The 22,667-nt window shown below is 63.8% G+C and carries 21 protein-coding genes; 11 read left to right on the top strand and 10 right to left on the bottom strand.

Translation table 11 applies throughout. The features are described from left to right. The first annotated feature begins 70 nt into the window (after window positions 1-70). Entirely contained in the window at window positions 71-2,074 is a 2,004-nt protein-coding gene (locus AC2FM5_RS07245) for a hydantoinase/oxoprolinase N-terminal domain-containing protein (RefSeq protein ID WP_496734779.1), read from the top strand. A 3-nt stretch (window positions 2,075-2,077) separates the two neighbouring features. Here AC2FM5_RS07245 and msrA read toward each other — a convergent pair whose 3' ends face one another. After that, on the bottom strand, window positions 2,078-2,590 hold the full coding sequence (gene msrA, locus AC2FM5_RS07240) for a peptide-methionine (S)-S-oxide reductase MsrA (RefSeq protein ID WP_170391424.1): 513 nt from the start codon (window positions 2,588-2,590) through the stop codon (window positions 2,078-2,080). Continuing rightward, entirely contained in the window at window positions 2,587-3,036 is a 450-nt protein-coding gene (gene msrB, locus AC2FM5_RS07235) for a peptide-methionine (R)-S-oxide reductase MsrB (RefSeq protein WP_170360999.1), read from the bottom strand. Before msrB ends, msrA begins: the two co-directional genes overlap by 4 nt. Before the next feature lie 145 nt (window positions 3,037-3,181). On the opposite strand from msrB, the gene AC2FM5_RS07230 reads away from it, so the two are divergent. Next, the gene (locus tag AC2FM5_RS07230; RefSeq protein WP_170363901.1) at window positions 3,182-3,703 is read left to right on the top strand and encodes a glutathione peroxidase; all 522 of its coding nucleotides are present in this window, start codon (window positions 3,182-3,184) and stop codon (window positions 3,701-3,703) included. Here the strand turns inward: AC2FM5_RS07230 and AC2FM5_RS07225 are convergent. Further along, on the bottom strand, window positions 3,679-4,566 hold the full coding sequence (locus tag AC2FM5_RS07225; protein WP_496734742.1) for a DMT family transporter: 888 nt from the start codon (window positions 4,564-4,566) through the stop codon (window positions 3,679-3,681). The two genes, AC2FM5_RS07230 and AC2FM5_RS07225, sit on opposite strands and share 25 nt — an antisense overlap. A 184-nt stretch (window positions 4,567-4,750) precedes the next feature. Here AC2FM5_RS07225 and AC2FM5_RS07220 point away from each other — a divergent pair, with 184 nt between their 5' ends. Continuing rightward, entirely contained in the window at window positions 4,751-5,947 is a 1,197-nt protein-coding gene (locus AC2FM5_RS07220; RefSeq protein ID WP_496734777.1) for a BCCT family transporter, read from the top strand. 86 nt (window positions 5,948-6,033) lie between these two features. Here the strand turns inward: AC2FM5_RS07220 and AC2FM5_RS07215 are convergent, their stop codons facing one another. The 3 genes from AC2FM5_RS07215 to ade all read right to left on the bottom strand — a co-directional run bounded on the left by AC2FM5_RS07215 (window position 6,034) and on the right by ade (window position 9,714). Continuing rightward, the gene (locus AC2FM5_RS07215; protein WP_170340577.1) at window positions 6,034-6,321 is read right to left on the bottom strand and encodes an HU family DNA-binding protein; all 288 of its coding nucleotides are present in this window, start codon (window positions 6,319-6,321) and stop codon (window positions 6,034-6,036) included. A 130-nt stretch (window positions 6,322-6,451) separates the two neighbouring features. Then, window positions 6,452-7,915, bottom strand: a complete 1,464-nt coding sequence (locus AC2FM5_RS07210) for an AMP nucleosidase (RefSeq protein ID WP_496734733.1) — start codon at window positions 7,913-7,915, stop codon at window positions 6,452-6,454. Then, a complete protein-coding gene (ade, locus tag AC2FM5_RS07205; protein ID WP_496734729.1) occupies window positions 7,912-9,714 on the bottom strand; it encodes an adenine deaminase in 1,803 nt (600 codons plus the stop codon). Before ade ends, AC2FM5_RS07210 begins: the two co-directional genes overlap by 4 nt. Before the next feature lie 127 nt (window positions 9,715-9,841). Between ade and AC2FM5_RS07200 the strand changes: the two genes are divergently transcribed. Further along, window positions 9,842-10,267 carry a VOC family protein gene (locus AC2FM5_RS07200; protein ID WP_496734726.1) on the top strand — a complete coding sequence of 142 codons (426 nt, stop codon included), beginning with the start codon at window positions 9,842-9,844 and terminating at the stop codon, window positions 10,265-10,267. 3 nt (window positions 10,268-10,270) lie between these two features. On the opposite strand, the gene AC2FM5_RS07195 is transcribed toward AC2FM5_RS07200, so the two are convergent. After that, the gene (locus AC2FM5_RS07195; protein ID WP_170342477.1) at window positions 10,271-11,155 is read right to left on the bottom strand and encodes a LysR substrate-binding domain-containing protein; all 885 of its coding nucleotides are present in this window, start codon (window positions 11,153-11,155) and stop codon (window positions 10,271-10,273) included. A gap of 114 nt (window positions 11,156-11,269) precedes the next feature. Between AC2FM5_RS07195 and AC2FM5_RS07190 the strand changes: the two genes are divergently transcribed. Both AC2FM5_RS07190 and AC2FM5_RS07185 read left to right on the top strand, forming a co-directional pair. Then, window positions 11,270-12,025: a class II aldolase and adducin N-terminal domain-containing protein gene (locus AC2FM5_RS07190; protein ID WP_496734722.1), complete on the top strand. Its 756-nt coding sequence runs from the start codon at window positions 11,270-11,272 to the stop codon at window positions 12,023-12,025. Window positions 12,026-12,036: 11 nt separating this feature from the next. Beyond that, on the top strand, window positions 12,037-13,026 hold the full coding sequence (locus AC2FM5_RS07185) for a sterol desaturase family protein (RefSeq protein WP_496734720.1): 990 nt from the start codon (window positions 12,037-12,039) through the stop codon (window positions 13,024-13,026). On the opposite strand, the gene AC2FM5_RS07180 is transcribed toward AC2FM5_RS07185, so the two are convergent. Continuing rightward, window positions 13,023-13,970, bottom strand: a complete 948-nt coding sequence (locus AC2FM5_RS07180; RefSeq protein ID WP_480633881.1) for a GlxA family transcriptional regulator — start codon at window positions 13,968-13,970, stop codon at window positions 13,023-13,025. The two genes, AC2FM5_RS07185 and AC2FM5_RS07180, sit on opposite strands and share 4 nt — an antisense overlap. A 78-nt stretch (window positions 13,971-14,048) precedes the next feature. Between AC2FM5_RS07180 and AC2FM5_RS07175 the strand changes: the two genes are divergently transcribed. From AC2FM5_RS07175 to AC2FM5_RS07165, 3 genes are read left to right on the top strand one after another with little or no spacing between them, the layout of a single operon-like run. Beyond that, window positions 14,049-15,209, top strand: coding sequence for an acyl-CoA dehydrogenase family protein (locus AC2FM5_RS07175; RefSeq protein ID WP_170360981.1), 1,161 nt, complete (start codon window positions 14,049-14,051; stop codon window positions 15,207-15,209). A 2-nt stretch (window positions 15,210-15,211) separates the two neighbouring features. Further along, window positions 15,212-17,269, top strand: coding sequence for an acetate--CoA ligase family protein (locus AC2FM5_RS07170; RefSeq protein ID WP_496734716.1), 2,058 nt, complete (start codon window positions 15,212-15,214; stop codon window positions 17,267-17,269). A 2-nt stretch (window positions 17,270-17,271) separates the two neighbouring features. Beyond that, complete coding sequence (locus tag AC2FM5_RS07165) at window positions 17,272-18,051, top strand: carnitinyl-CoA dehydratase (protein ID WP_496734714.1); 780 nt, start codon at window positions 17,272-17,274, stop codon at window positions 18,049-18,051. A 6-nt stretch (window positions 18,052-18,057) separates the two neighbouring features. Here AC2FM5_RS07165 and AC2FM5_RS07160 read toward each other — a convergent pair whose 3' ends face one another. Further along, window positions 18,058-18,693, bottom strand: coding sequence for a class I SAM-dependent DNA methyltransferase (locus tag AC2FM5_RS07160; RefSeq protein ID WP_496734712.1), 636 nt, complete (start codon window positions 18,691-18,693; stop codon window positions 18,058-18,060). Between the two features lie 87 nt (window positions 18,694-18,780). Between AC2FM5_RS07160 and AC2FM5_RS07155 the strand changes: the two genes are divergently transcribed. Further along, window positions 18,781-19,641 (top strand): SDR family oxidoreductase, encoded by an 861-nt coding sequence (locus AC2FM5_RS07155; protein WP_170364247.1) that lies wholly within the window; start codon window positions 18,781-18,783, stop codon window positions 19,639-19,641. Here AC2FM5_RS07155 and AC2FM5_RS07150 read toward each other — a convergent pair whose 3' ends face one another. Beyond that, window positions 19,642-21,261, bottom strand: coding sequence for a GMC family oxidoreductase (locus AC2FM5_RS07150; protein WP_496734709.1), 1,620 nt, complete (start codon window positions 21,259-21,261; stop codon window positions 19,642-19,644). 304 nt (window positions 21,262-21,565) lie between these two features. Here AC2FM5_RS07150 and AC2FM5_RS07145 point away from each other — a divergent pair. Next, a partial coding sequence (locus AC2FM5_RS07145) for a peroxidase family protein (RefSeq protein WP_496734707.1) occupies window positions 21,566-22,667 on the top strand: 1,102 nt, incomplete at its 3' end.

Here is a 22,667-nt window from a genome sequence, read left to right as displayed (position 1 = left end):
TGCCGCAAACAGGCTGGACGCGTCGGTTCAAACCGCTACACCCGTGACTGCGAACAGGATGGAGATCCCGATGGCGTTGGCTTTGGGCGTGGATACCGGTGGAACCTACACCGATGCGGTGCTGATCCGGGACGAGGAAGAGGTGATCGCCTCGGCCAAGTCCCTGACCACACGCGAGGATCTGGCGATCGGCGTCGGGCGGGCGATCCGGGCGGTGCTGGACCAGGCGCAGGTCGCGCCCGTTCAGATCTCGATGGCGTCGCTGTCGACGACGCTGGCCACGAACGCGCTGGTCGAGGGGCAGGGCGGGCGCGTTGCGCTGATCTATGTCGGGTTTCGGGACGGCGATCTGGACAGGCATGGGCTGCGCGATGCGCTGAAGGGTGACCCGGCGCTGGTGATCGCGGGCGGGCACAGCCATGCCGGGGCCGAGGCCGCGCCGTTGGATACAGGGGCGTTGACCGAATTTCTGGACCAGCAGTCCGGGATTTCCGGGTTCGCGGTCGCAGCCCAGTTCGCCACGCGCAACCCCGCGCACGAGCTTGAGGTCGCGCGGATCATCGCCGAAAGGACCGGTGCGCCGGTGACCTGCTCGCATCAGTTGTCGGCCAAGCTGAACGGGCCGAAACGTGCGGTGACGGCAGTGCTGAACGCACGTCTGATCGGAATGATCGACCGCCTGATCGGCCGGGCGCAGGATGTGTTGCTCGAGCTGGGCATCGACGCGCCGATGATGGTGGTGCGTGGGGATGGCGCCTTGATGAGCGCCGAGCAGGCGCGGAAGCGGCCGATCGAAACCATTCTTAGCGGTCCGGCGGCCTCGATCGTGGGCGCGCGCTGGCTGACCGGAGTTCAGGACGCGCTGGTGTCGGATATCGGAGGGACGACGACCGATGTGGCGCTGATCCGTGATGGAAAACCGGCGATCGACCCGGCGGGCGCCCGGGTCGGCGGGTTCCGCACCATGGTCGAGGCGGTGGCGATGCGCACGCATGGTCTGGGCGGTGACAGCCAGGTGCATGTGGTGACGGAGGGCCTGCGCGGCGGTGTGTTCCTGGGTCCGCGCCGGGTGCTGCCGGTGTCGCTGATCGCGGCCCAGGCGCCCGGGGTGGTCCATGCCGCGCTGGACGAGCAGTTGCGCGCGACCACGGTGGGCGAGCACGACACCCGTTTCGCCCGCCGCGTGCCCGGCATCCACGCCGAGGGTCTGGGCCCGCGCGAGGCGGGGCTGCTGGAGCGGCTGGGGGACAAGGTTATGTCCCTGAGCGCCCTGTTGCGCACGCGGATGGAAAACGGTGCTCTGACCCGGCTGGTGGATCGCGGGATCGTTCAGGTTTCGGGGGTGACGCCGTCGGATGCCAGCCACGTTCTGGGGCGCCTGTTCGATTGGGATGCCGATGCCGCGCGCAAGGCGCTGGAGTTGATTGCTCGCCGTCGTGTGGGGTCGGGCGACCGGCTGGCGGGCTCGGCCGATGAGCTGGCCGGGATGATCGTGGATCAGTTGACCGAGCAGACCGTTTTAACCTTGTTAGAGACTGCTTTTGCGGAAGAGGCCGAGGCGTTCGGCCTGCCGCCCGAGGATCTGGCGCGCCATGTGCTGACGCGGCGGGGCTTGCGCGGGCATCGCGGTCTGCTGGCGTTGGACACGAGGCTGGACGTGGATGTGGTCGGGCTGGGAGCCTCGGCGCCGAGCTATTACCCGGCGGTCGGCGAGCGGCTGCGCTGCACCATGGTGCTGCCCGACCATGCCGGGGTGGCCAACGCGATCGGGGCTGTCGTGGGGCGGCTGACCATGCGGCGGGCGGGCACGGTGACCGCCCCGTCCGAAGGCCGGTACCGCGTGCATCTGAACGACGGGCCGCAGGATTTCCCCGAACCCGAACCCGCGTTGGACCTGCTGGAGGCCGAACTGCGGCGCGAGACCGAAAGCGCCGTGCGCGAAGCCGGGGCCGAGGATATCCGCGTGATCGTCAACCGTGACATCCGCACCGCCCGGATCGAAGGCAAGGATGTCTTCGTCGAGGCGATGCTGACCGTCGAAGCCAGCGGCCGCCCGCGGGTGGCCGTCGGCTGACCTTTATTCGGCGGCGCTGCTGCGTTTGGGCAGAACCCAGTCCGGGCGCGGGAAGTGGCAGGTATAGCCGTTGGGGATACGCTGAAGGTAGTCCTGATGCTCGGGCTCGGCCTCCCAGAAATCGCCCACGGGTTCGACCTCGGTCACGACCTTGCCGGGCCACAGCCCGCTGGCATCCACATCGGCGATCGTGTCCAGCGCGATCTGTTTCTGCGTTTCGTCGCAGTAGTAGATGGCCGAGCGATAGCTCATCCCAATGTCATTGCCCTGGCGGTTCACGGTGGTCGGGTCGTGGATCTGGAAGAAGAACTCGAGCAGATCGCGATAGGTGATCTGCGCGGGGTCGAACCAGATCTCGATCCCTTCGGCATGGGTGCCGTGGTTGCGATAGGTCGCGTTGGGCACGTCGCCGCCGGTATATCCGACGCGGGTGCGCAGAACGCCGGGCAGCTTGCGGATCAGGTCCTGCATGCCCCAGAAGCAGCCTCCGGCCAGAACGGCGCGTTGTTCGGTCATTTCGGGTCCTCCACTTGATCGAGGTATTCGCCATAGCCCTCGGCCTCCATGTCGTCACGATGGACGAACCGCAGCGCGGCGGAGTTGATGCAGTAACGTAGCCCACCCTGATCCAGCGGACCATCGGGAAACACATGGCCCAGGTGGCTGTCGCCGTGTTTCGAGCGGACCTCGGTCCGGATCATGCCCAGCGAGCGGTCCTCCAGCTCGGTGACGTGGTCATGCACGATGGGTTTGGTGAAACTGGGCCAGCCGCAGCCCGACTCGTATTTGTGGGTCGAGGCGAACAGCGGCTCGCCCGATACGATATCCACGTAAATGCCGGGTTCTTTGTTGTTCAGGTGTTTTCCGGTGCCGGGGCGTTCGGTCCCGTTGCGCTGGGTGACGTGGAATTCCTCGGGCGACAGGGCCGCGACAACCGATGGATCTTTGGTATATTTGGGCATGGGTCCTCCGGCATTGCATACGTTGCCGAGATATTTGGGGTGCGCCGCGACAAAAGCAAAGCCCTGTTTCACCCGGCTCGCGCGATCGTGCGGGTGATCTGCCGCCGTGCTTCGAGCGTATCATTACCAAAGAGGAGGTCACGCCATGTTCAGAATGTTGCTGTTGTCTGCCTTGTTGTTGATCGGTCGAACGGTGCAGGCCGCGCCCGTGTCCGGAGAATTCCCATCTATCGACGGCGGCACGCTGTCGCTGTCGGACTGGCGCGGCCAGCCGGTTCTGGTGGTCAACACGGCCTCGCAATGCGGGTTTACCGGGCAGTATTCCGGGCTGCAAAAGCTGCAGGACACCTATGGACCCGAAGGTTTGGTGGTTCTGGCGGTCCCGTCGGATTCCTTCAATCAGGAATTGGAAACCGCCAGTGAGGTCAAGGAGTTCTGTGAGTTGAACTATGACCTGACCCTGCCCATGACCGACATCACCCCCGTGACCGGCCCGCAGGCCCACCCGTTCTACAAGGCTGTCGCGGCCGAAACCGGGTTTGTGCCGGGCTGGAATTTCAACAAGATCCTGCTGAGCCCCGATGGCGAGGTCGTGGCGACCTTTGGGTCGACGACCCGGCCGGACTCTCGCAAGCTGCGCAGTCAGGTCGAGGCGCTGCTGCGCTGAACTGGCTGGCGTGACAACTGCACGGCCAGAATGCCCAGCGTGGTGACCGCAACACCAACGGCATCCATTGCGCCCAACCGTTCACCCAGCAGAATCGCGGCGATCGTGACCCCGAACACCGGGTTGAGGAAATGGAAGGTCGCCGCGCGGATCGGCCCGATCCGGTTGAGCAGCAGGAACCAGATCAACGTGGCCAGCAGGCCGGGGAACAGGGTCGTGTAGGTGAAGGCCAGCGCCAGCGGCCAGGTCGGGCGGACATAGATCGTCTCGAACAACGGGGCGGCGACGAACAGAACCGCCGAGCCGACAAACATCTGCAAACCGACGACCATCATGAAATTCCCGCCCGAGGTCGCCCCGCGCACGGCCAGCGTGGCGAAGGTCAGCGCCAGCGCGCCCAACCCGCAAAGGGCAACGCCAAACAGGTCGATCCCGGCGCTGATCCGGCTGCTCATGATCAAGGCCACGCCGGCGAACCCGGCCAGGAGACCCAAAACACCCAGCGGGCGCAACCGTTCCCCGAACAGCAGCCAGCCGGCCAGCGCCACCAGCAATGGCATGGTCGAGGCGATGATCGCCGCGACCGAGGCCTCGACCGTTTGCATTGCATAGAAATTCAGACCCAAATACAGGGCATTCTGGCAGATTCCGAACAGGATGGTCGCGTACCATTGCGACCGCGTCAGGTGCCAGCTCTGGCCCATGGCCCGGGCGATTGCCACACCCAGGATGCCGGAAATCAGGAAGCGAACCGCCAGTGAAAACAGCGGCGAAGCATCCGCGACGATGATCCGCGCCGAGGTAAAGGCCGACGACCAGATGAAGGCAAAGGCCAGCCCCATGGCGATGGCGCGCAGATCCATGACCGCTCCTGTTTGAATATGCGGCGACTGTTTCCGATTTTCCCTCAGGCCACAAGCGCCCGAGCGTCAAAAAAGACACATGGTGCGGGCAAGTTTTCCCTGGGTGCCGGTTTTATTGATTGACTGGCCAATTAAAGATATCCGCTCGGTGATCTGACATCTAAAGGGAGGTTTGTCGGTGCTATTGGAATACATCCTGTCATTCGGGGTCCTGCTTGCTCTTGGGCTAGTAGCGTTCTTCGTCGTGAAATGGTGGAACCTGCGGTGCGTGGGCGTGACACCTGTACATCTGTTCACTTTCATCGCGATCCTGTTCACATCCGGCCTGGATGTCGGGCTGATCATGTTCCCGCTCACCGAATTCGGAGGCTATGCCGAAGATCCGGCCTATGCGTTCGCAAACCCGCTGGCGGTCGAGTTCGGGTTCTGGGGTTTCCTGATCTGGGCCTTCTATTTCCTGACGGCCTTCTATTTCTGCGTCATCGAGCCCCGAGTGCAGTTCTTTGAGATCCCGGTGGTCAAGCTGATCAACAATGTGGTGATCATCGGGACCTGCGCTTTCACCGCCAGCCTGTTCCTGATCTACCTGCCCGGATACCTGCCCGAAGTTGGTGATGGCGAGTCCGTGGTGACCACGTTTTACATCATCGTATTTGTCGTCATTCTGGCCGCGGCCTATTCCTCGACTGACCTGAAATACGTGCGGATTCTTTCTGTCGGCTCGACGTTTCTGTTTCTGGCGCTGATCCTTGGCATGTGGGCCGCGGCCGGTATGGGCGTTGCGGGTTTCGTGGAAACCAGCAGCAATATCGGGGCGTATTTCGCCAATATCCACAAGTTCATACTGCCTCTGACCGACTATCACGCCTTCTACCTGTTCTGGTGGTTTGCCTGGTCGATCATGATCGGTCAGTTCACCTCGCGCTTTGTCGGAGGGCTGACCACCTGGCAATTGCTGGCGGCGCTGCTGATCTTTCCGTCGATCCCCTTGGCGATCTGGTTCAGCGTGCTTTACTACTATCACCTGAACGGCATCAGCACCGCAGGCATCACCAACATCGCGATGGTGATCGTCGGCGTGACCTTCGTGATTAACTCACTGGACTCGCTGATCAGGCTCTATACCGACAACCTGAACATGACGGTCGAACGCTTCGGTAAGACGGCCTATGTTGCCGGCAATGTGGTGCTTCTGTTTGTGCTGACGCTTCTGTTCCAGAGCCAGTGGCTGCAGATTCAGTGGATCGGCGCCGTGGTGGTTGGCCTCTACCTCGCCTGCGTGGTCTATATCCTGGTCGTCAAGCGCACAGAGGTGATGAGCATCGACTCGATGCCCGAAGATCGGGATCTGGATTTCCACAAGGTCGAGACTGTTCACTGACCTCGGCCCGCCGGACCCGGTAAACAAATACCAAAGAAAAAGGGCCGCGAAATCGCGGCCCTTGATCGTTTTCCCTAAGGCGCGGATCAGCTGTTGACGCTGTCCTTCAGGGCCTTGGCGATGGTCATCTTCACAACCTTGTCGGCTTCTTTGGTGAAGGTCTCACCAGTGGCCGGGTTGCGAACCTGACGCTCGGGGCGCTCGCGGCAGTAGATCTTGCCGACGCCCGGCAGGGTCACAGCGCCTCCGGCCGAAACTTCGCGGGTGATCAGGCCAGTGATCGCCTCCAGCGCCGCGTTCGCGGATTTCTTGTCGGTTCCCATTTCCTCAGCGAGAGCAGCAACCAGCTGAGTCTTCGTCATAGGCTTTGCCATTTCTTGGTCTCCTTAACGTGCCCGATCTATTGGGCCTCACCGCGTAACTGTAACGGGATATTGTGGGCGAACACAACGAATAGTAGCACCGAAACCCCAAAAAATATGGGGATTTCGTTGCTTTTTTGCGTCAGAGGAAGGCCGTTTCGTCGAACGAGCGCAATTTCCGGCTGTGCAAACGTTCCAGCGGCATGCCTCGCAGGTGTTCCATCGCGCGGATTCCGATCGCCAGATGGCGGCTGACCTGGGTTGTATAGAACTCGGACGCCATGCCGGGCAACTTCAATTCTCCATGCAGGGGCTTGTCGGACACGCACAGCAAAGTGCCGTAGGGCACGCGGAAGCGATAGCCGTTTGCGGCGATCGTGGCGCTTTCCATGTCCAGCGCGATCGCGCGCGACTGGCTCAACCGTTGCACCGGGCCGGATTGGTCGCGCAGTTCCCAGTTACGGTTGTCGACCGAAGCCACCGTGCCGGTGCGCATGATCCGCTTCAGCTCATAGCCTTCCAGCTCGGTCACTTCGGCCACGGCGCGTTCCAGCGCGACCTGAACTTCGGCCAGCGGCGGGATCGGCACCCAGACGGGCAGATCGTCGTCCAGCACCTTGTCTTCGCGCAGATAGGCATGGGCCAGCACGAAGTCCCCCAGAGCCTGCGTGTTGCGCAGCCCCGCACAGTGGCCGACCATCAGCCAGGCATGCGGGCGCAGGACCGCGATGTGATCGGTGGCGGTCTTGGCGTTGGATGGGCCGACGCCGATATTGACCAGCGTGATTCCCGACCCGTCGGCGCGTTTCAGGTGATAGGTCGGCATCTGCGGCAGTTTCAGCGGCTGTTCCAGCGGCGCGTCGGGGTCGGTGATCTCGACATTCCCGGTCGAGACGAAACTGGTGTAGCCGCTGTTCGGGTCGGCCAGTTGCGCGCGGGCGTAGTTCTCGAATTCCGAGACATAGAACTGGTAGTTGGTGAACAGAACGTGGTTCTGGAAATGGTCCGGGTCGGTGGCGGTGTAGTGGGCCAGCCGGGCCAGTGAATAGTCGATGCGCTGGGCGGTGAACAAGGCCAGTGGGCCGACGCCATCCTGCGGTTCGTGCACACCGTTGACGATGTCGTCATTGGTGGTGGTCAGGTCGGGCACGTCGAACACGTCGCGCAGGGTGAACCCGGCCGCTCCCTGATGCGGCACCACCAGATCGGGGTTGCCGGCCACGGCGAAATGCACCGGCATCGGCGTGGTCGAGGGGCCGATGGTCACCGGCTGATTGTGGTTCTTGATCAGCAGCGCGATCTGCTGCGTGAGGTAGGACCGGAACAGATCCGGCCGGGTCACCGTGGTGGCATGAACCCCCGGCTCGGACACGTGACCAAAGCTCAGGCGGCTGTCCACATGCGCGTAGGACGCCGTACGGATACGAATTTCCGGGTAATAGGCTCTGTAACGGACCTTGGGCGTGCCGCTTTCCATGGCCTCGGCAAAGCTGTCGCACAGAAAGGCGGTGGCCTCGTTGTACAGCTCTTCCAGCCGGGCAACGGCCGCGGCGGCATCGGTGAAAATCTCGGGGTCCCGTGGGTCGGGCGTTGTTATTTTTGTCATGCGAGGGGTTCCAGAAGGTCAATTTTTTCGAATGTGCGGACATCCACCAGTCCCAGATCGGATATCCGCAGTTCGGGGATGACGACAAGGGCCAGCAGCGAGTGCTGCATATAGGCGTTGTTCAACTGGCAGCCGCAGGCCTGCATCGCCTCGACCATCTTCTGCGCCTTGGCCGCGACGTTCGCGGCCGGGCTGTCGGACATCAGGCCCGCAATGGGCAGTTCGACCAGCGCCAGCTCTTCGCCATCACGGAAGATGGTGATGCCGCCGCCTACTTCGGCCAGGCGATTGGCGGCCAGCGCCATCTGATCGCGGTTGGTGCCGACCACGATCATGTGGTGGCTGTCATGCGCCACAGTCGAGGCCATGGCCATCCGGCCCTGATAGCCAAAGCCCGAAACGAAGGCGTTGGTCACGCCGCCCGTGGCGCGGTGCCGCTCGACCAGCGCAATCTGGCAGACATCGCCTTCGCCCTCGACCAGCCCGCCGATAATGGGCAACTCGGCCTTCAGCGCCTGGGTGGGGGCCTGGTTCTCGACCACGCCGATCACGTTTGCACGCACGCGATTGGCGCCTTCGGGCGCGGAGATCTCGAAATCGGCGGCGGTCAGGGCATGGCCCAGATGCACCGTGTTGCGTGCCCGGTCGGGCCATTCGTAATGCGGGCACTCCACCGTGATCGCGCCGTTCTCGGCCACCACCCGCCCACGGGCGATGGCCATCTCGATCGGCAGTTCAGTCAGGTTCGAACTGAGGATCACGTCCGCCCGGCGGCCCGGCGTGATCGAGCCGATCTCGCGTTCCAGCCCGAAATGGGTGGCGGTGTTGATCGTGGCCATCTGCAGGGCGATCAGCGGGTCGCACCCACAGGCGATGGCATGGCGCACGACGCGGTTCATGTGGCCCTCGTTCACCAGCGTGCCCGAGTGGCAGTCATCGGTACACAGGATGAAGTTGCGCGGGTCCAGCCCCTTTTCGGTGACCGCGGTGATCTGGCTTTCCACGTCATACCAGGCCGAGCCCAGCCGCATCATCGACCGCATCCCCTGCCGCACGCGGGCAATGGCGTCGGCCTCGCAGGTGCCTTCGTGGTCATCCGCCGGGCCGCCGGCGACATAGGCTGCAAAATCAGGCCCTAAATAAGGGGATGCATAGTGTCCGCCCACCGTCTTGCCCGCGCGCTGGGTGGCGGCGATCTCAGCCAGCATCTTGGGGTCGGCGTTGATCACACCGGGAAAGTTCATCATCTCGCCCAGCCCGATGATGCCGGGCCAGGTCATCGCCTCGGCCACGTCTTCGGCGGTGATCTCATAGCCGGTGGTTTCCAGCCCCGGCGCCGAGGGCGCGCAGGACGGCATCTGGGTGAAGATGTTGACTGGCTGCATAAGCGCCTCGTCATGCATCATCCGCACGCCGTCCAGCCCCAGTACGTTGGCGATCTCATGCGGGTCGGTGAACATCGACGTGGTGCCATGCGGGATCACCGCGCGGGCGAATTCGGCCGGGGTCAGCATGCCGGATTCGATGTGCATATGCGCGTCGCACAGGCCGGGGATCATGTAGCGGCCCTTGGCCTCGATGATCTGTGTGTCGGGCCCGATGCAGTGGCTGGCGTCGGGGCCGACATAGGCCACGCGTCCGGCGGCGATGGCGATGGAGTGATCGGGCAGCGCCTCGCGGCTGTGCACGTTGATCCAGATCCCGCCGCGAATGACCATGTCGGCGGCTTCGCGGCCAGCGGCAACGGCGATCAGGCGGGGGGCGACGTCGGGCCAAGAGGGGAAGGGTGCGTATTCCATGGCACAACTTTCCCGAATGCATCGGAAGGTGCAACCCCTGCCGTGCCACCTTCATGAAACCGTCATCCGACCGGGCGCGGGGCAGCAAATGCTTGATCGGCGCTGCGATGCGGGGTCTGGTAGCGACATGGATTACGAAACCATAGATGCGGACAGTTTCGGCCGCAGCCTGCGCGGGATCGGGCTGAACCTGCTGGTGCGCGACGTGCGGGCGGAATGCGCTTTTTTGGAGACTGTTTTTGGCCTGAAATCCCATCAGGTGACGGCGGATTTTGCCATCGTCACCTATGGCGATCAGGTGTTTCAGCTGCATTCGGACGGCACCTATCATTCCAACCCGCTGCTGGGGCTGGTTCCCGAAACGCCCCCACGCGGTGGCGGGATCGAGATTCACCTGTACGACACTGACCCGGACGAGGCGGCGGAGCGCGCCAGGTCCACGGGCGCGGTCGTGCTGCAGGAGCCGACCGACAAGCCCCATGGCCTGCGCGAGACCTATATTTTGTGCGAGAACGGCTATGCCTGGGTTGCCAGCCGCCCCAAAGACGGCTGAAAGTCAGGCGCGGTGTTGCTCGGCCGCGATTTCCGCCCTGATCCACTCGGCAAAGGCCACGGCACCCGGCGTCTCCTCGGCCTGGGGCGACAGCAGCAGGTAATAGGCTTCGGGCATCGGCGCGCGATGTTCAAAGGGTGCGATCAGGCGGCCTTCGTCCAGCAGGCGCTTTGCGATGGTGTCATGGGCCAGGCACAGCCCGCCGCCGGCCATCGCGACGGACAGGCCGACCATATAGGTCGTGGCATAGGTAATCGGCGAATTTTCCCAGTTTAGACCCTGATCTTCGGCCCAGCTGGCCCAGTTCGACAGCAGGTTTGAGCAATCATACAGCGGTTGCTGCTGAAGGTTTTCCAGCGTGACCGGATAGTCGGGGGCACAGACGGGGTAGTAGTGATCGCTGCGCAAAAGCTCGGTGCGGACCGTGTCGGCCGGGCGCAGGGAATAGCGGATCTCGACCGCCGCGCCTTCGGCCATCTCGCGCGGCTCCCACAACTCGGTGAAGATGTTCAGGTGGACATCGGGGTGCAGCGCACGGAACGCGGGCAGGCGGGGGGCCAGCCAGTTCACCGAAAAGGTGATGTTGCACTGCACCTGTACGGTATTTTCCTGCTGCCCGGTTACGGCCTGGGTGCCGCGCACCAACGTTCGGAACGCCTCGCGCACCACGGGCAGATAGGTGATGCCGGCCTCGGTCAGTTCCAATGCGCGGGGACGGCGGTGAAACAGAGGTTGGCCTAAATATCCCTCCAGCGATTTGATCTGCTGGCTGACGGCGCTTTGCGTCATGTTCAGATCGCGCGCCGCGCCGGTGAACGACAGGTGGCGGGCGGCGGCCTCGAAGGTGCGCAGCCAGCCAAGCGGGGGAAGGGGAGTCCGGGGTTTCATAATCCAATCATAAGTTCAGCTAATGCCAAAACGCCAATTTTTTCGTTGGTCAATTGCGCCCCGGCCCGGCACGGTTTTCACCAGCCACCTGTCCAAGCCGAATGGAGCCCCCGGATGAGCGTCACCAATCTGAAGCCGAATATCGACCATTGGCAGGAGCGCGTGGACATGGCCGCCGCCTTCCGCTGGACCGAGCGGTCGAACATGCACGAAGCGGTCGCCAATCACTTCAGCCTTGCCGTGAACGAGGATGGCACGCAGTTCCTGATGAACCCGAACCAGATGCATTTCGCGCGCATCCGCGCCTCGGACCTGCTGCTGCTGGACGCCAACGATCCCGACACGATGAACAAGCCGGGCGCACCGGACCCCACCGCATGGGGGCTGCATGGTTCGATTCACCGGAAATGCCCGCATGCGCGTTGCGTGATGCATGTGCATTCGATTTTTGCCACCGTCCTGGCCTCCTTGGCCGACAGCAACCTGCCGCCGATCGACCAGAACACTGCAACCTTTTTCAACCGCTATGTCATTGATGACGAATTCGGCGGTTTGGCTTTTGAAAGCGAGGGTGAGCGTTGCGCGACAATGCTGCAAGACCCGAAAAAGAAGGTCATGATCATGGGCAACCACGGTGTGCTGGTGATTGGCAACAATGCAGCGGATGCCTTTAACAGACTCTATTATTTCGAGCGCGCCGCCGAGACCTATGTACGCGCCCTCCAGACGGGCCGGCCGTTGCGGGTGCTTTCGGACGAGATCGCCGAAAAGACCGCGCAGGAGCTGGATGACTACCCGGGGCAGGCCGAGGCGCATCTGCGTGAAATAAAGGCCGTTCTGGATGCGGAAGGCTCGGACTACGCCACCTAGAGGGTTTTGTCATGACCGATGCCCCGCATGATCCCGAAGCCGCCCGCTGGCACTATCGGCCGTCTGACCCTGTTGCGTTGAACCCTTTGTTCAGTTGGCCACCGCGCCCGATCGCCGTTTTGAAATGGTATTCCGGGGCGTGGCTGCCGATCACAGCGCTGACCCTGTGCATGGGGCTGGCCGTGATTGCTTATGTGCTGTTCCTGCCGCCGCTCGAGGCGATGCAAAGTTTTGCGCCCGGCTGGATGTTCCGCGTCTGGCTGCTGAACATGGTGCCTCAGATCCTTGTTGCGGGTGGGCTGCATTGGTGGCTCTATATGCGCCAGGGGCAGGGTATGTACAAAAAGTTCGATCGCCGCGACCTGACCCGCGACAACGGAACCTTCACCTTCCGCAATCAGGTCTGGGACAACATCTGGTGGACCCTGGGCAGCGCCATGACGGTGGCGACCGTCTATCAATGGGGTATCTACTGGGCGATGGCCAACGGGTATGCGCCAACGGTCACTTGGGCCAGCGCGCCGGTCTGGTGCGTGGTCTGGATGCTGTTCATTCCGATGTGGTCGGGTCTGCATTTCTATTGGGTGCACCGGCTGGAGCATCACCCGAAACTGTACAAGCATGTGCACGCCGTTCATCACCGCAACGTCAATGTTGGGCCGTGGTCGGGCATCTCGAACCACTGGTACGAGAATCTGCTGTATTTCACGACCTATTTCATCCACCTGATCGTGCCCTCAAACCCGTTGCATCTGCTGTTTCATGTCTATTTCCAGCAGATCAGCCCGGTCCTGTCCCATTCGGGGTTCGAAAAGCTGAAAGCAGGGGACACGGATGCCGCGCGGGCAGGCGATTTCTTTCACCAGCTGCACCACCGGTATTTCGAGTGCAACTACGGCACGTCCGAGATCCCGTTCGACAAGTGGTTCGGCACCTACCACGACGGGTCGGCCGAGGCGACGACGCGGACGCGGGCCTACAAGAAACAGATGTATACCTAGCCGGACCGGCTGCGCAGGGCTCGTGGACTGAGACCGAACTCGGCCCGAAAGGCGCGGGTCAGCGCGCTGGGGTCTTCATAGCCCGCGCGCAGAGCGATTTCGGCGATACTCAGGTCGGTTTCCGCGGCCAGCTTGCGCGCAAGGTTCAGACGCATCCGACGATAGACCTTGGCCGGCCCGGCCCCCAAGTCCGCCCGCATCCGGGATTCCAGTGCTTTTTGCGACCGTCCCACGCGCCGGGCGATCTCGGGGATCGGCAGAGGGGTCTCGAGATTTTCCTGCATCAGTGCCAGCGCCTTGTTGACATGCGAACTGGCCGAGCCTGCGCCGCCGGAATGTGACCGGGCGGAGTCGCGCGTCATGAACAGCTGCGCGACTTCCAGTGCCAGCGCCTGACCGTGATCCTGCCCGATCAGGTGCATCACCAGATCAAAGGCGGCCATGGCGCCCGAGCAGGTGATGCGGTCACCGTCGATGACATAGCGCTCGCGGCAGGTCTCGACTTCGGGGAATCGCTCGGTGAACGCGGTCAGTTCCTCCCAATGGATCGTGGCGCGGTGGCCGTTCAGCAATCCGGCCTGGGCCAGCAACCAACTGCCGGTGTCCAGCCCGGCGAGGGTGCGAAAGCGCCGCGTCGCCGCACGCAACCCCGCCTGGGTGCGCCAACCACCATGTGCTTGAAACCCGTAGGAGGGCATCACCAGCAGCATATCCCCATCCGCATCCGTAAGCGCCGCATGGGGTGCCACCTGCAACCCTGAGGACGACGTGACCGGCCTTGGATCCAGTGACAGGAATTGCCAGTCATACAGTCGCTGCCCCGACAGCGTGTTGGCCGCGCGCAGCGGCTCGACCGCATTGGCCAGGCAATGGTTCGAGAACCCGTCGAACAGAAGTACCCCGAATCGCTGCAGTGCGGCGGGTGATTTGGTCCATCTCTGCATGATTGAAGTCTAGTTCTGCATTATTGAGACCTCAAGCCGCGTCAGGATTGTCGCACGCCCAGGAACCGGAGACCCGCGATGCAATATGGCCTGACCGACGAGCAGGAGATGATCGTCTCGACCGTCCGCAGCTTTGTGGAGAATGAGATCTATCCCCACGAAGAGCTGGTCGAGCGCTCCGGCGATGTGCCGAAAGAGATCGCCGACGAGATCAAGCGCAAGACGATCGAGCTGGGCTTCTATGCCTGCAACTTTCCCGAAAGCGTGGGCTGTGCCGGGCTGAACCACTTGGAATTCGCGCTGGTCGAGCGCGAGTTGGGGCGCGGGTCGATGGCGTTGAACCATTTCTTCGGGCGGCCGCAGAACATCCTGATGGCCTGTCAGGGCGATCAGGTCGAGCGCTATCTGATGCCCACCGTGCGCGGCGAGAAAATGGACGCGCTGGCGATGACCGAACCGGGCGCGGGTTCGGATGTGCGGGGCATGAAATGCTCGGCCGTGCGTGACGGTGGCGATTGGGTCGTGAACGGCACCAAGCATTTCATCTCGGGCGCGGAACATGCCGATTTCATCATCGTCTTCATCGCCACGGGCGAGGATCAGACGCCGAAAGGTCCCAAGAAGCGCATCACCGCCTTTCTGGTCGATCGCGGCACGCCGGGCTTCACCATCCGCGACGGCTACAAATCGGTCAGTCATCGCGGTTACAAGAACATGGTGCTGGATTTCGACGACTGCCGCCTGCCCGACGCGCAGGTGCTGGGCGAGGTCGATGGCGGGTTCGAGGTGATGAACACCTGGCTGTATGCCACTCGCATCACCGTGGCGGCCATGTGCGTGGGCCGCGCCCGCCGGGCCTTCGACTATGCGCTGGACTATGCCGCCACCCGCGAACAGTTTGGCCAGAAGATCGGCAAGTTTCAGGGCGTCAGCTTTCAGATCGCCGACATGATCACCGAGATCGACGCCGCCGACCTGCTGACCCTGGCCGCCGCCGACCGGCTGGACAAGGGCCTGCCCGCCAACCGCGAGATCGCCTCGGCCAAGCTCTATGCCTCGGAAATGCTGGCGCGGGTGACCGATGCGGCGATCCAGGTGCATGGCGGGATGGGCCTGATGGACGACTATCCGCTGGAACGCTTCTGGCGCGATGCCCGGGTCGAGCGGATCTGGGACGGCACCAGCGAGATCCAGCGCCACATCATCAGCCGCGATCTTCTGCGCGCGTTGGGGGCGTGAACATGACGCCGGGCCTGAGCGGCGCGGCGGGTGCGCTCGCGCCGGGAAAGCTCGCCGCGCTGAGGCGGATGCTAGGGTTCCGCTCGCTGGCGGTGATTGGCGGAGGCGCATGGTGCGCCGAGGTCATCCGGCAGGTGCGGAAACTGGGTTTCACCGGCCCGGTCTGGCCGGTGCATCCCAAGGCCGACGAGGTGGCGTGCGAGCGCGTCTTTGCCACGATCGAGGACCTGCCCCAAGCGCCCGACGCGGCCTTTGTCGGCATCAATCGCCGCGCCACCATCGAGGCGGTCGAGGTTCTGTCCCGCATCGGCGCGGGCGGGGCGGTGTGTTTCGCCTCGGGCTTTACCGAGGCGCAGGCCGAGGACGCCGATGGGGCCGACTTGCAGGTGCAGCTTGTAACTGCAGCGGGGGACATGCCGATCCTCGGACCCAACTGTTACGGCTTCGTCAACGGTCTGGACCGGGTGGCGATCTGGCCCGACCAGCACGGGATGCGCCCGGTGGACCGGGGCGTCGCGATCCTGACGCAAAGCTCGAACATCGCCATCAACATGACCATGCAGCGCCGGGCGCTGCCGCTGGCCTTCATGCTGACCTGCGGGAATCAAGCGCAAACCCATCAGGCCGAAATCGCCATGGCGCTGCTGGAGGATGACCGGATCACCGCCATCGGCCTGCATGTCGAGGGCTTCGGCGACCTACGCAAATGGGAAGCGCTGGCGGCCAAGGCGCGTGACCGGGGCGTACCGATCGTGGCCCTCAAGGTGGGGCGGTCAGCACAGGCGCAGGCGGCGACCATTTCGCACACTGCGTCGCTGGCGGGGGGTGATGCCGGGGCGCAGGCGTTTCTGGACCGGCTGGGAATCGCGCGGCTGGGGGACGTGCCCGAGTTTCTGGAAACACTGAAACTGTTGCATGTCACCGGGCCGCTGGACGGGACAGGAGTGGCGACGATCAGCTGTTCCGGTGGCGAGGCCAGCTTGGCCGCCGACATGGCCGAAGGAACCGGCCTGCACTTTCCGCCGCTCACCGTAGATCAGGTTTCGGGCCTGCGCGCGGCGCTGGGGCCGATGGTGGCGCTGGCCAATCCACTGGACTACCACACCTATATCTGGCGCGACGCTGACGCGATGGCACGGGCGTGGTCGGCGATGACGGGGCCGCATGTGGCGATGACGATCTCGATCGTTGACTACCCTCACACCGATGCCGCCGATTGGGACTGCGCCACCCGTGCGGCGTTGACCTGCGCAAGCGAAACCGGTCGCCCCTTTGCCGTGGCCGCGACCTTGCCGGAACTGATGCCCGAGGACGTAGCCGAGCGGTTGATGGCGGGCGGTGTTGTGCCTTTTGCCGGGCTGCGTGAGGCGCTGGCGGCGACACGCGCTGCGGCCCGCCCGCATCCCCAACCGCAGGAGCCGGTTTTGCTGCCCGTCGCCAATGCGGCCACAACCGCTCTGACCGAGGCCCAGGCCAAGGCCGAACTGGCCGCTTGCGGCGTGCCGGTTCCCCGCTCGGTCGTCGCGCGGACGGATCGGGCGGAAATGGCGGTGGACGGTCTGAGCGGACCCTTTGCGGTGAAAGGCGTTGGCCTGGCGCACAAATCCGAACATGGCGCGGTGCGGCTGGGCGTTTCTGGACAAGATCTGCCCGAGGTCGCGAGATCAATCGGCACCGATGAGGTTCTGATCGAGGAAATGGCCCCGGCCGGGATTGTCGAGCTATTGATCGGCGTCACCCGCGACCCGGCGCATGGCTATGTGCTGACCCTTGGGGCGGGTGGGGTTCTGACCGAGATCCTGCGCGACTCGACCTCGATCCTGATCCCGTCCACGCCGTCTGCGGTCCGCGACGCGCTGGGCAAGCTGGCCTGTGCGCCCGTGTTGAGCGGATATCGGGGCAAGCCCGGCGTGGATATCGATGCGGTCGTGCGGGTGGCCATGGCGGTGCAGAACTACGTCATTGCCAACGCGGCGGTCGTGGACGAAGTTGAAATCAACCCTCTCATCTGCGCGGCCGACAGTGTGGTCGCCGTTGATGCCCTGATCCGAAAGGCATGACCATGAACCCGATCAAAACCTACCGCGATGGTGCAATCCTTCAGGTCACGTTGGACCGGCCCAAGGCGAACGCGATCGACTTGGCGACCAGCCGGGTGATGGGCGAGGTCTTCCGCGACTTTCGCGATGACCCCGACCTGCGGGTGGCGATCCTGACGGGGGGCGGCGAGAAGTTCTTCTGCCCAGGCTGGGACCTGAAGGCCGCAGCCGAAGGCGATGCGGTGGACGGCGATTACGGTGTTGGCGGTTTCGGCGGCCTGCAGGAGTTGCGCGACATGAAAAAGCCGGTGATTGCCGCCGTGAACGGGATTGCCTGCGGCGGCGGGCTGGAGCTGGCCCTGAGCGCCGACATGATTCTGGCCGCCGATCACGCCACTTTTGCCCTGCCGGAAATCCGCTCGGGCACGGTGGCGGACGCGGCCAGCGTCAAGCTTCCCAAGCGCATCCCCTATCACATTGCGATGGAACTGCTGCTGACCGGCCGCTGGTTCGACGCCGAAGAGGCGCATCGCTGGGGGCTAGTCAACGAGATCGTCCCGGCTGACCAGTTGATGGACCGGGCATGGGAGCTGGCGCGCCTGCTGGCAAGCGGCCCGCCGCTGGTCTATGCCGCGATCAAGGAGATCGTGCGCGAGGCCGAAGATTCCAAGTTCCAGGACATCATGAACCGTATTACCAAGCGGCAACTGCGGACGGTCGATGTGCTCTATGGCTCCGAGGACAATCTGGAAGGCGCCCGCGCCTTCGCCGAAAAGCGTGACCCGGTCTGGAAAGGCCGCTGAGGCGGTTCAGGTTTTCTCGAACAGGGCGATCAGCGCCGTGTCGTCCTTGTTGGGGCCGGCGGCCAGATCGCCGTAGATGCGGACCGTGGTCAGAGCCAGATGTTCCATCCAGCCCTCGGCCTGCAGCTTGTCGAAGGCGGTTGCAAATCCCAGCGCCTCGAAGTGTTTGGCGTTGATCGAAAGGGCGAATTGTGCCCCGGGCCGGGCCACCCGCAGCAGGGCCGGCAGAACCTCGGGGCCCAGATGGCCGTGGGTGAAGGTACCCGACGACACGATGCCCGAATAGCTTTCGCGCGGAACCGGGATGCCCTCGTTCAGGTCGGCCTCGATCGCGTCGCGGTAGATGTCCTTGCGCATCGCCTTGTCCAGCATCTCGGCGCTGATGTCGGTGGCATCGATCGGCCCCACGCCCAGATCGGCCAGAACCGCGCCGCACAGGCCGGTTCCCGCGCCCACATCCAGCACCGGACCCTGTCCCCCTGCGCCGACAAAAGCGCGGGCGGTGTGAATATGCAGCTGGTAATCCTCGCGCGCGGCGAATCCGCGATCGTAATCTCCGGCCCATTCGGCATAGAGCCGTTTGTTGTCTGCCGGAGTTTTCAGCGCATAGGCCGCGTGCAGGCTGGGTTTGTCATCACTCATGACACCATGAAGGCGCAGGCGGGGATTCGAATCAAGTGCGGCCATCCGGCGCTTGCATCCCGCCCGCGGCGCGATCATCAAGGGACCATGACTGGAACGCTTTTTTCATTCGGGCACGGCTATACCGCCCGCGCCCTGTCGCGCCGGCTGGCCCCCAAGGGTTGGCGCATCGTCGGAACCACCCGCGATGCCGCCGAGAAGGACGCCATCCGCGCCGCCGGGGCCGAACCGCTGGTCTGGCCGGGCGAGGCCCCCGACCTGGACGGGGTCACGCATCTGCTGATCTCGACCGCGCCCACGGCCAAGGGAGATCCGGTTCTGGCCGCCCTGCGGGATGAGATTGCCGCGCGCGCCGGTCAGTTCGACTGGGTCGGGTACCTGTCGACCACCGCCGTCTATGGCGACCACCAGGGGGACTGGGTCGATGAAACCACGCCGGCGACACCCACGGCCGAGCGCGGGCGCTGGCGGTTGCGGGCCGAGCAGGACTGGGCCGCGATCCCCGGCCTGCCGCTGCACATTTTTCGCCTTGCGGGCATCTACGGGCCGGGCCGGGGGCCGTTTTCCAAGCTGAAAAAAGGCGGTCTGCGGCGGATCATCAAGCCGGGGCAGGTGTTTTCTCGTATTCATGTCGAAGACATTGCGCAGGTGCTCGAGGCGTCGATGCGACGTCCTGATCCGGGCGCGATCTACAATGTATGCGATGACGAACCGGTGCCGCCACAGGACGTGATCGGCTATGCCGCGCAACTTCAGGGCCTGCCGCTGCCGCCTGCGGTGGATTTCGACACGGCCGACCTGACGCCGATGGCCCGCAGTTTCTACAACGAGAACAAGCGCGTTCGGAACGACCGGATCAAGACCGATCTGGGCGTGACGTTGAAATATCCCAACTACCGCGTGGGCCTTGAGGCGCTGCACGCGGATCAGACGTTGAACGGCGACTGATCAGACCACATCCGCCAGGATCATGTCGGCGGCCTTTTCCGCGATCATGATCGTGGGGGCGTTGGTGTTGCCCGAGACCAGCGTCGGCATGACCGAGGCATCGACCACCCGCAGCCCCTGCAGCCCACGCACGCGCAGCTGCGGATCGACCACTGCCAAATCGTCCACCCCCATCTTGCAGGTGCCCACGGGGTGATAGATCGTATCGGCCCGCGCGCGGATATGGCCTTCCCAATCCGGGTCGGTCCGGGCGGTGTCGGTGCCGAACATTTCCTTGTGGCGGTATTTGGCGAGGGCCGGTGCCTCGAGGATTTCGCGCGTCATCCGCGCGCCCTTGATCATCGTGTCCAGATCGCGCGGGTCGGACAGAAAGGCCGGGTCGATCGCCGGGGCGGCAAAGGGGTCGGCGCTGTGCAGCGAAACGGTGCCGCGGCTTTCGGGGCGCAGTTTGCAGATATGGCAGCTGAACCCGTAGCCCAGGTGCAGTTTGCGCGCGTGGTCATCTACCAGCGCGATGGTGAAATGCAGTTGGATGTCGGGGCGGTCCAGATCGGGAGAGGTCTTCAGAAAGGCCGCGCCTTCCGCAAAGGGGGTGGCCGCCATCGACACACCGGTCTTGCGCCACCGCAAAAGGTGTTTGACCAGCCCCACCGTACCGGCGGCGCCGATGCCGAAATTGTCTGTGTCCTTTGTCTTGTAGGCCAGGATGAAATCCAGGTGATCCTGCAGGTTCTTGCCCACGCCCGGCAGCGCGTGGCGGACGGCGATGCCATGCGGGCTCAGGTCCTCGGGGTCGCCGATGCCCGAAAGTTGCAGCAGTTGCGGCGATTTCAGCGCGCCCGAGCAGACCAGAACCTCGCGCGCGGCGGTGACGGTGAGATCGGCGCCCTTGCCGCCCTGGCGATAGATCACGCCCGTGGCGCGGTGGCCGTCAAAGGTGATCTCGCTCGCCTGCGCCCCGGTGATGACCGTCAGGTTGGGCCGGTCCATGACTGGAAACAGATAGGCCGCGGCGGCCGAGCACCGCTCGCCGTTTTTGGCGGGGTCGTGGAACTGGGTGACCTGGTACAGCCCCGCGCCTTCGTTGTCGCCGCGATTGAAATCGTCGGTCACCTTGTGCTGCAACTGGGCGGCGGCCTCGACGAAAGCGCGCGTGATCGGGCGTTCTTCTTTCTGGTCTGACACCTGAAGCGGGCCGTCGGCGCCATGCAGGTCATCCGCGTCGCGTTCGTTGTTCTCGGACCGTTTGAAATAGGGCAGAACGCTGTCCCAGTCCCAGCCCTCGCAGCCCAGATCGGCCCAGCCGTCATAATCCTGCCGCTGCCCGCGTACATAGAGCATTGCGTTGATCGCGCTGGACCCGCCCAAGGCCCGGCCACGCGGCTGATAGCCCGTTCGCCCGTTCAACCCCGGTTGCGGCACCGTTTCAAAGGCCCAGTTGTTGATCTTGGGTCGCCCCGGCAGCATGGCAACCACAGCGGCAGGCATCCGCACCAGAATGCTGTTCCCGCCCCCGCCCGCCTCGAGCAGGCAGACCCGCGTGCCCGGATTGGCGCTCAGACGGTTGGCCAGCACGCATCCCGCGGACCCTCCGCCGACGATGACGTAGTCGAATTGCATGGCGATCCTCCCCTGTGGCCCGCGCGGTGTCGCGCGTCACGGCCCGCAGTTTGAAGCACCGGCGGCAAAACGCAATCGGGGCGGAGGGGAACGCCGCGTCATGTGAATGGGGATCGGTTTGAAAGATCATGGCAGAGCCATAATCAATAGCTATCAAATCAATCCGAAAACAAAATTTTTTCTCATGACTGTGATTTGCTATGACTCGGTGTATTCAAGCGGACTGCGGTCCGCCCCTTTTTCACGTGCCATACGCACGGTTGCCTCGCAAACAGACAGACACCAGCCAGGATCGGAGATTGAGATGGACGGAAGCGACAACCCCAACACGGGCAAATGCCCCATCATGCACGGCGCCGGAACCCGATCGAACCGGGACTGGTGGCCCAACCAGCTGAACCTGGCGATCCTGCACCAGCATCAGCCGGCCGGGAATCCGCTGGGGGCCGATTTCAACTATGCCGACGCGTTCAAGAAGATCGACTATGACGCGTTGAAACAGGACTTGTATGACCTGATGACGGATTCGCAGGATTGGTGGCCGGCGGATTACGGCCATTATGGCGGTCTGTTCATCCGCATGGCCTGGCACAGCGCCGGCACCTACCGGACGGCTGACGGGCGGGGCGGCGCCTCGACCGGGAACCAGCGGTTCGCGCCGCTCAACAGCTGGCCGGACAACGGCAACCTCGACAAGGCCCGTCGTCTGCTGTGGCCGATCAAGCAGAAATACGGCAACCAGATTTCGTGGGCCGACCTGATGATTCTGGCCGGCAACTGCGCCATTGAATCGATGGGCGGCAAGACCTTCGGCTTTGCCGGCGGCCGGGAAGATATCTGGGCGCCCGAGGAGGACATCTATTGGGGTGCCGAGACCGAATGGCTGGCCCCGACCGAAAACCCGCACAGCCGCTACTCGGGCGAGCGCGATCTGGAAGATCCGCTGGCCGCCGTGCAGATGGGCCTGATCTATGTGAACCCCGAAGGCCCGGACGGAGTGCCGGACGTGCTGGCCTCGGGCCGTGACATTCGCGACACCTTTGCCCGGATGGCAATGAACGATGAAGAGACCGTCGCACTGGTTGCCGGTGGCCACACATTCGGCAAGGCGCATGGTGCCGGGGACCCGGCGCTGGTCGGCCCCGAACCCGAGGCCGCGCCGATCGAAGAGATGGGCTTTGGCTGGATCAACAAATTCGGCACAGGCAAGGGTGACGACACCACGACCAGCGGAATCGAGGGCGCCTGGACCGCGAACCCGATCAAGTGGGACAATGGCTATTTCGACCTTCTGTTCGGTTATGACTGGAACCTGACCAAAAGCCCCGCCGGAGCGTGGATCTGGGAGCCGGTCGGCGTCAAGGAAGAGGACATGGCACCAGCTGCGCATGATCCGTCGAAAAAGG

It is taken from the genome of Ruegeria sp. BHSA162 (genome assembly GCF_059613385.1).
Note: the sequence above shows the minus strand (reverse complement) of the source record. Positions and strands in the feature narration are given on the sequence as shown.

Coding starts and splice junctions, on each gene's coding strand:
- AC2FM5_RS07160 (WP_496734712.1), bottom strand. CDS start 18,693: ATGAGTGATGACAAACCCAGCCTGCACGCGGCCTATGCGCTGAAAACT.
- AC2FM5_RS07230 (WP_170363901.1), top strand. CDS start 3,182: ATGTTCAGAATGTTGCTGTTGTCTGCCTTGTTGTTGATCGGTCGAACG.
- AC2FM5_RS07170 (WP_496734716.1), top strand. CDS start 15,212: ATGACGCCGGGCCTGAGCGGCGCGGCGGGTGCGCTCGCGCCGGGAAAG.
- AC2FM5_RS07200 (WP_496734726.1), top strand. CDS start 9,842: ATGGATTACGAAACCATAGATGCGGACAGTTTCGGCCGCAGCCTGCGC.
- AC2FM5_RS07225 (WP_496734742.1), bottom strand. CDS start 4,566: ATGGATCTGCGCGCCATCGCCATGGGGCTGGCCTTTGCCTTCATCTGG.
- AC2FM5_RS07175 (WP_170360981.1), top strand. CDS start 14,049: ATGCAATATGGCCTGACCGACGAGCAGGAGATGATCGTCTCGACCGTC.
- AC2FM5_RS07185 (WP_496734720.1), top strand. CDS start 12,037: ATGACCGATGCCCCGCATGATCCCGAAGCCGCCCGCTGGCACTATCGG.
- AC2FM5_RS07150 (WP_496734709.1), bottom strand. CDS start 21,261: ATGCAATTCGACTACGTCATCGTCGGCGGAGGGTCCGCGGGATGCGTG.
- AC2FM5_RS07245 (WP_496734779.1), top strand. CDS start 71: ATGGCGTTGGCTTTGGGCGTGGATACCGGTGGAACCTACACCGATGCG.
- AC2FM5_RS07195 (WP_170342477.1), bottom strand. CDS start 11,155: ATGAAACCCCGGACTCCCCTTCCCCCGCTTGGCTGGCTGCGCACCTTC.
- AC2FM5_RS07215 (WP_170340577.1), bottom strand. CDS start 6,321: ATGGCAAAGCCTATGACGAAGACTCAGCTGGTTGCTGCTCTCGCTGAG.
- ade (WP_496734729.1), bottom strand. CDS start 9,714: ATGGAATACGCACCCTTCCCCTCTTGGCCCGACGTCGCCCCCCGCCTG.
- msrA (WP_170391424.1), bottom strand. CDS start 2,590: ATGACCGAACAACGCGCCGTTCTGGCCGGAGGCTGCTTCTGGGGCATG.
- AC2FM5_RS07180 (WP_480633881.1), bottom strand. CDS start 13,970: ATGCAGAGATGGACCAAATCACCCGCCGCACTGCAGCGATTCGGGGTA.
- msrB (WP_170360999.1), bottom strand. CDS start 3,036: ATGCCCAAATATACCAAAGATCCATCGGTTGTCGCGGCCCTGTCGCCC.
- AC2FM5_RS07190 (WP_496734722.1), top strand. CDS start 11,270: ATGAGCGTCACCAATCTGAAGCCGAATATCGACCATTGGCAGGAGCGC.
- AC2FM5_RS07165 (WP_496734714.1), top strand. CDS start 17,272: ATGAACCCGATCAAAACCTACCGCGATGGTGCAATCCTTCAGGTCACG.
- AC2FM5_RS07210 (WP_496734733.1), bottom strand. CDS start 7,915: ATGACAAAAATAACAACGCCCGACCCACGGGACCCCGAGATTTTCACC.
- AC2FM5_RS07155 (WP_170364247.1), top strand. CDS start 18,781: ATGACTGGAACGCTTTTTTCATTCGGGCACGGCTATACCGCCCGCGCC.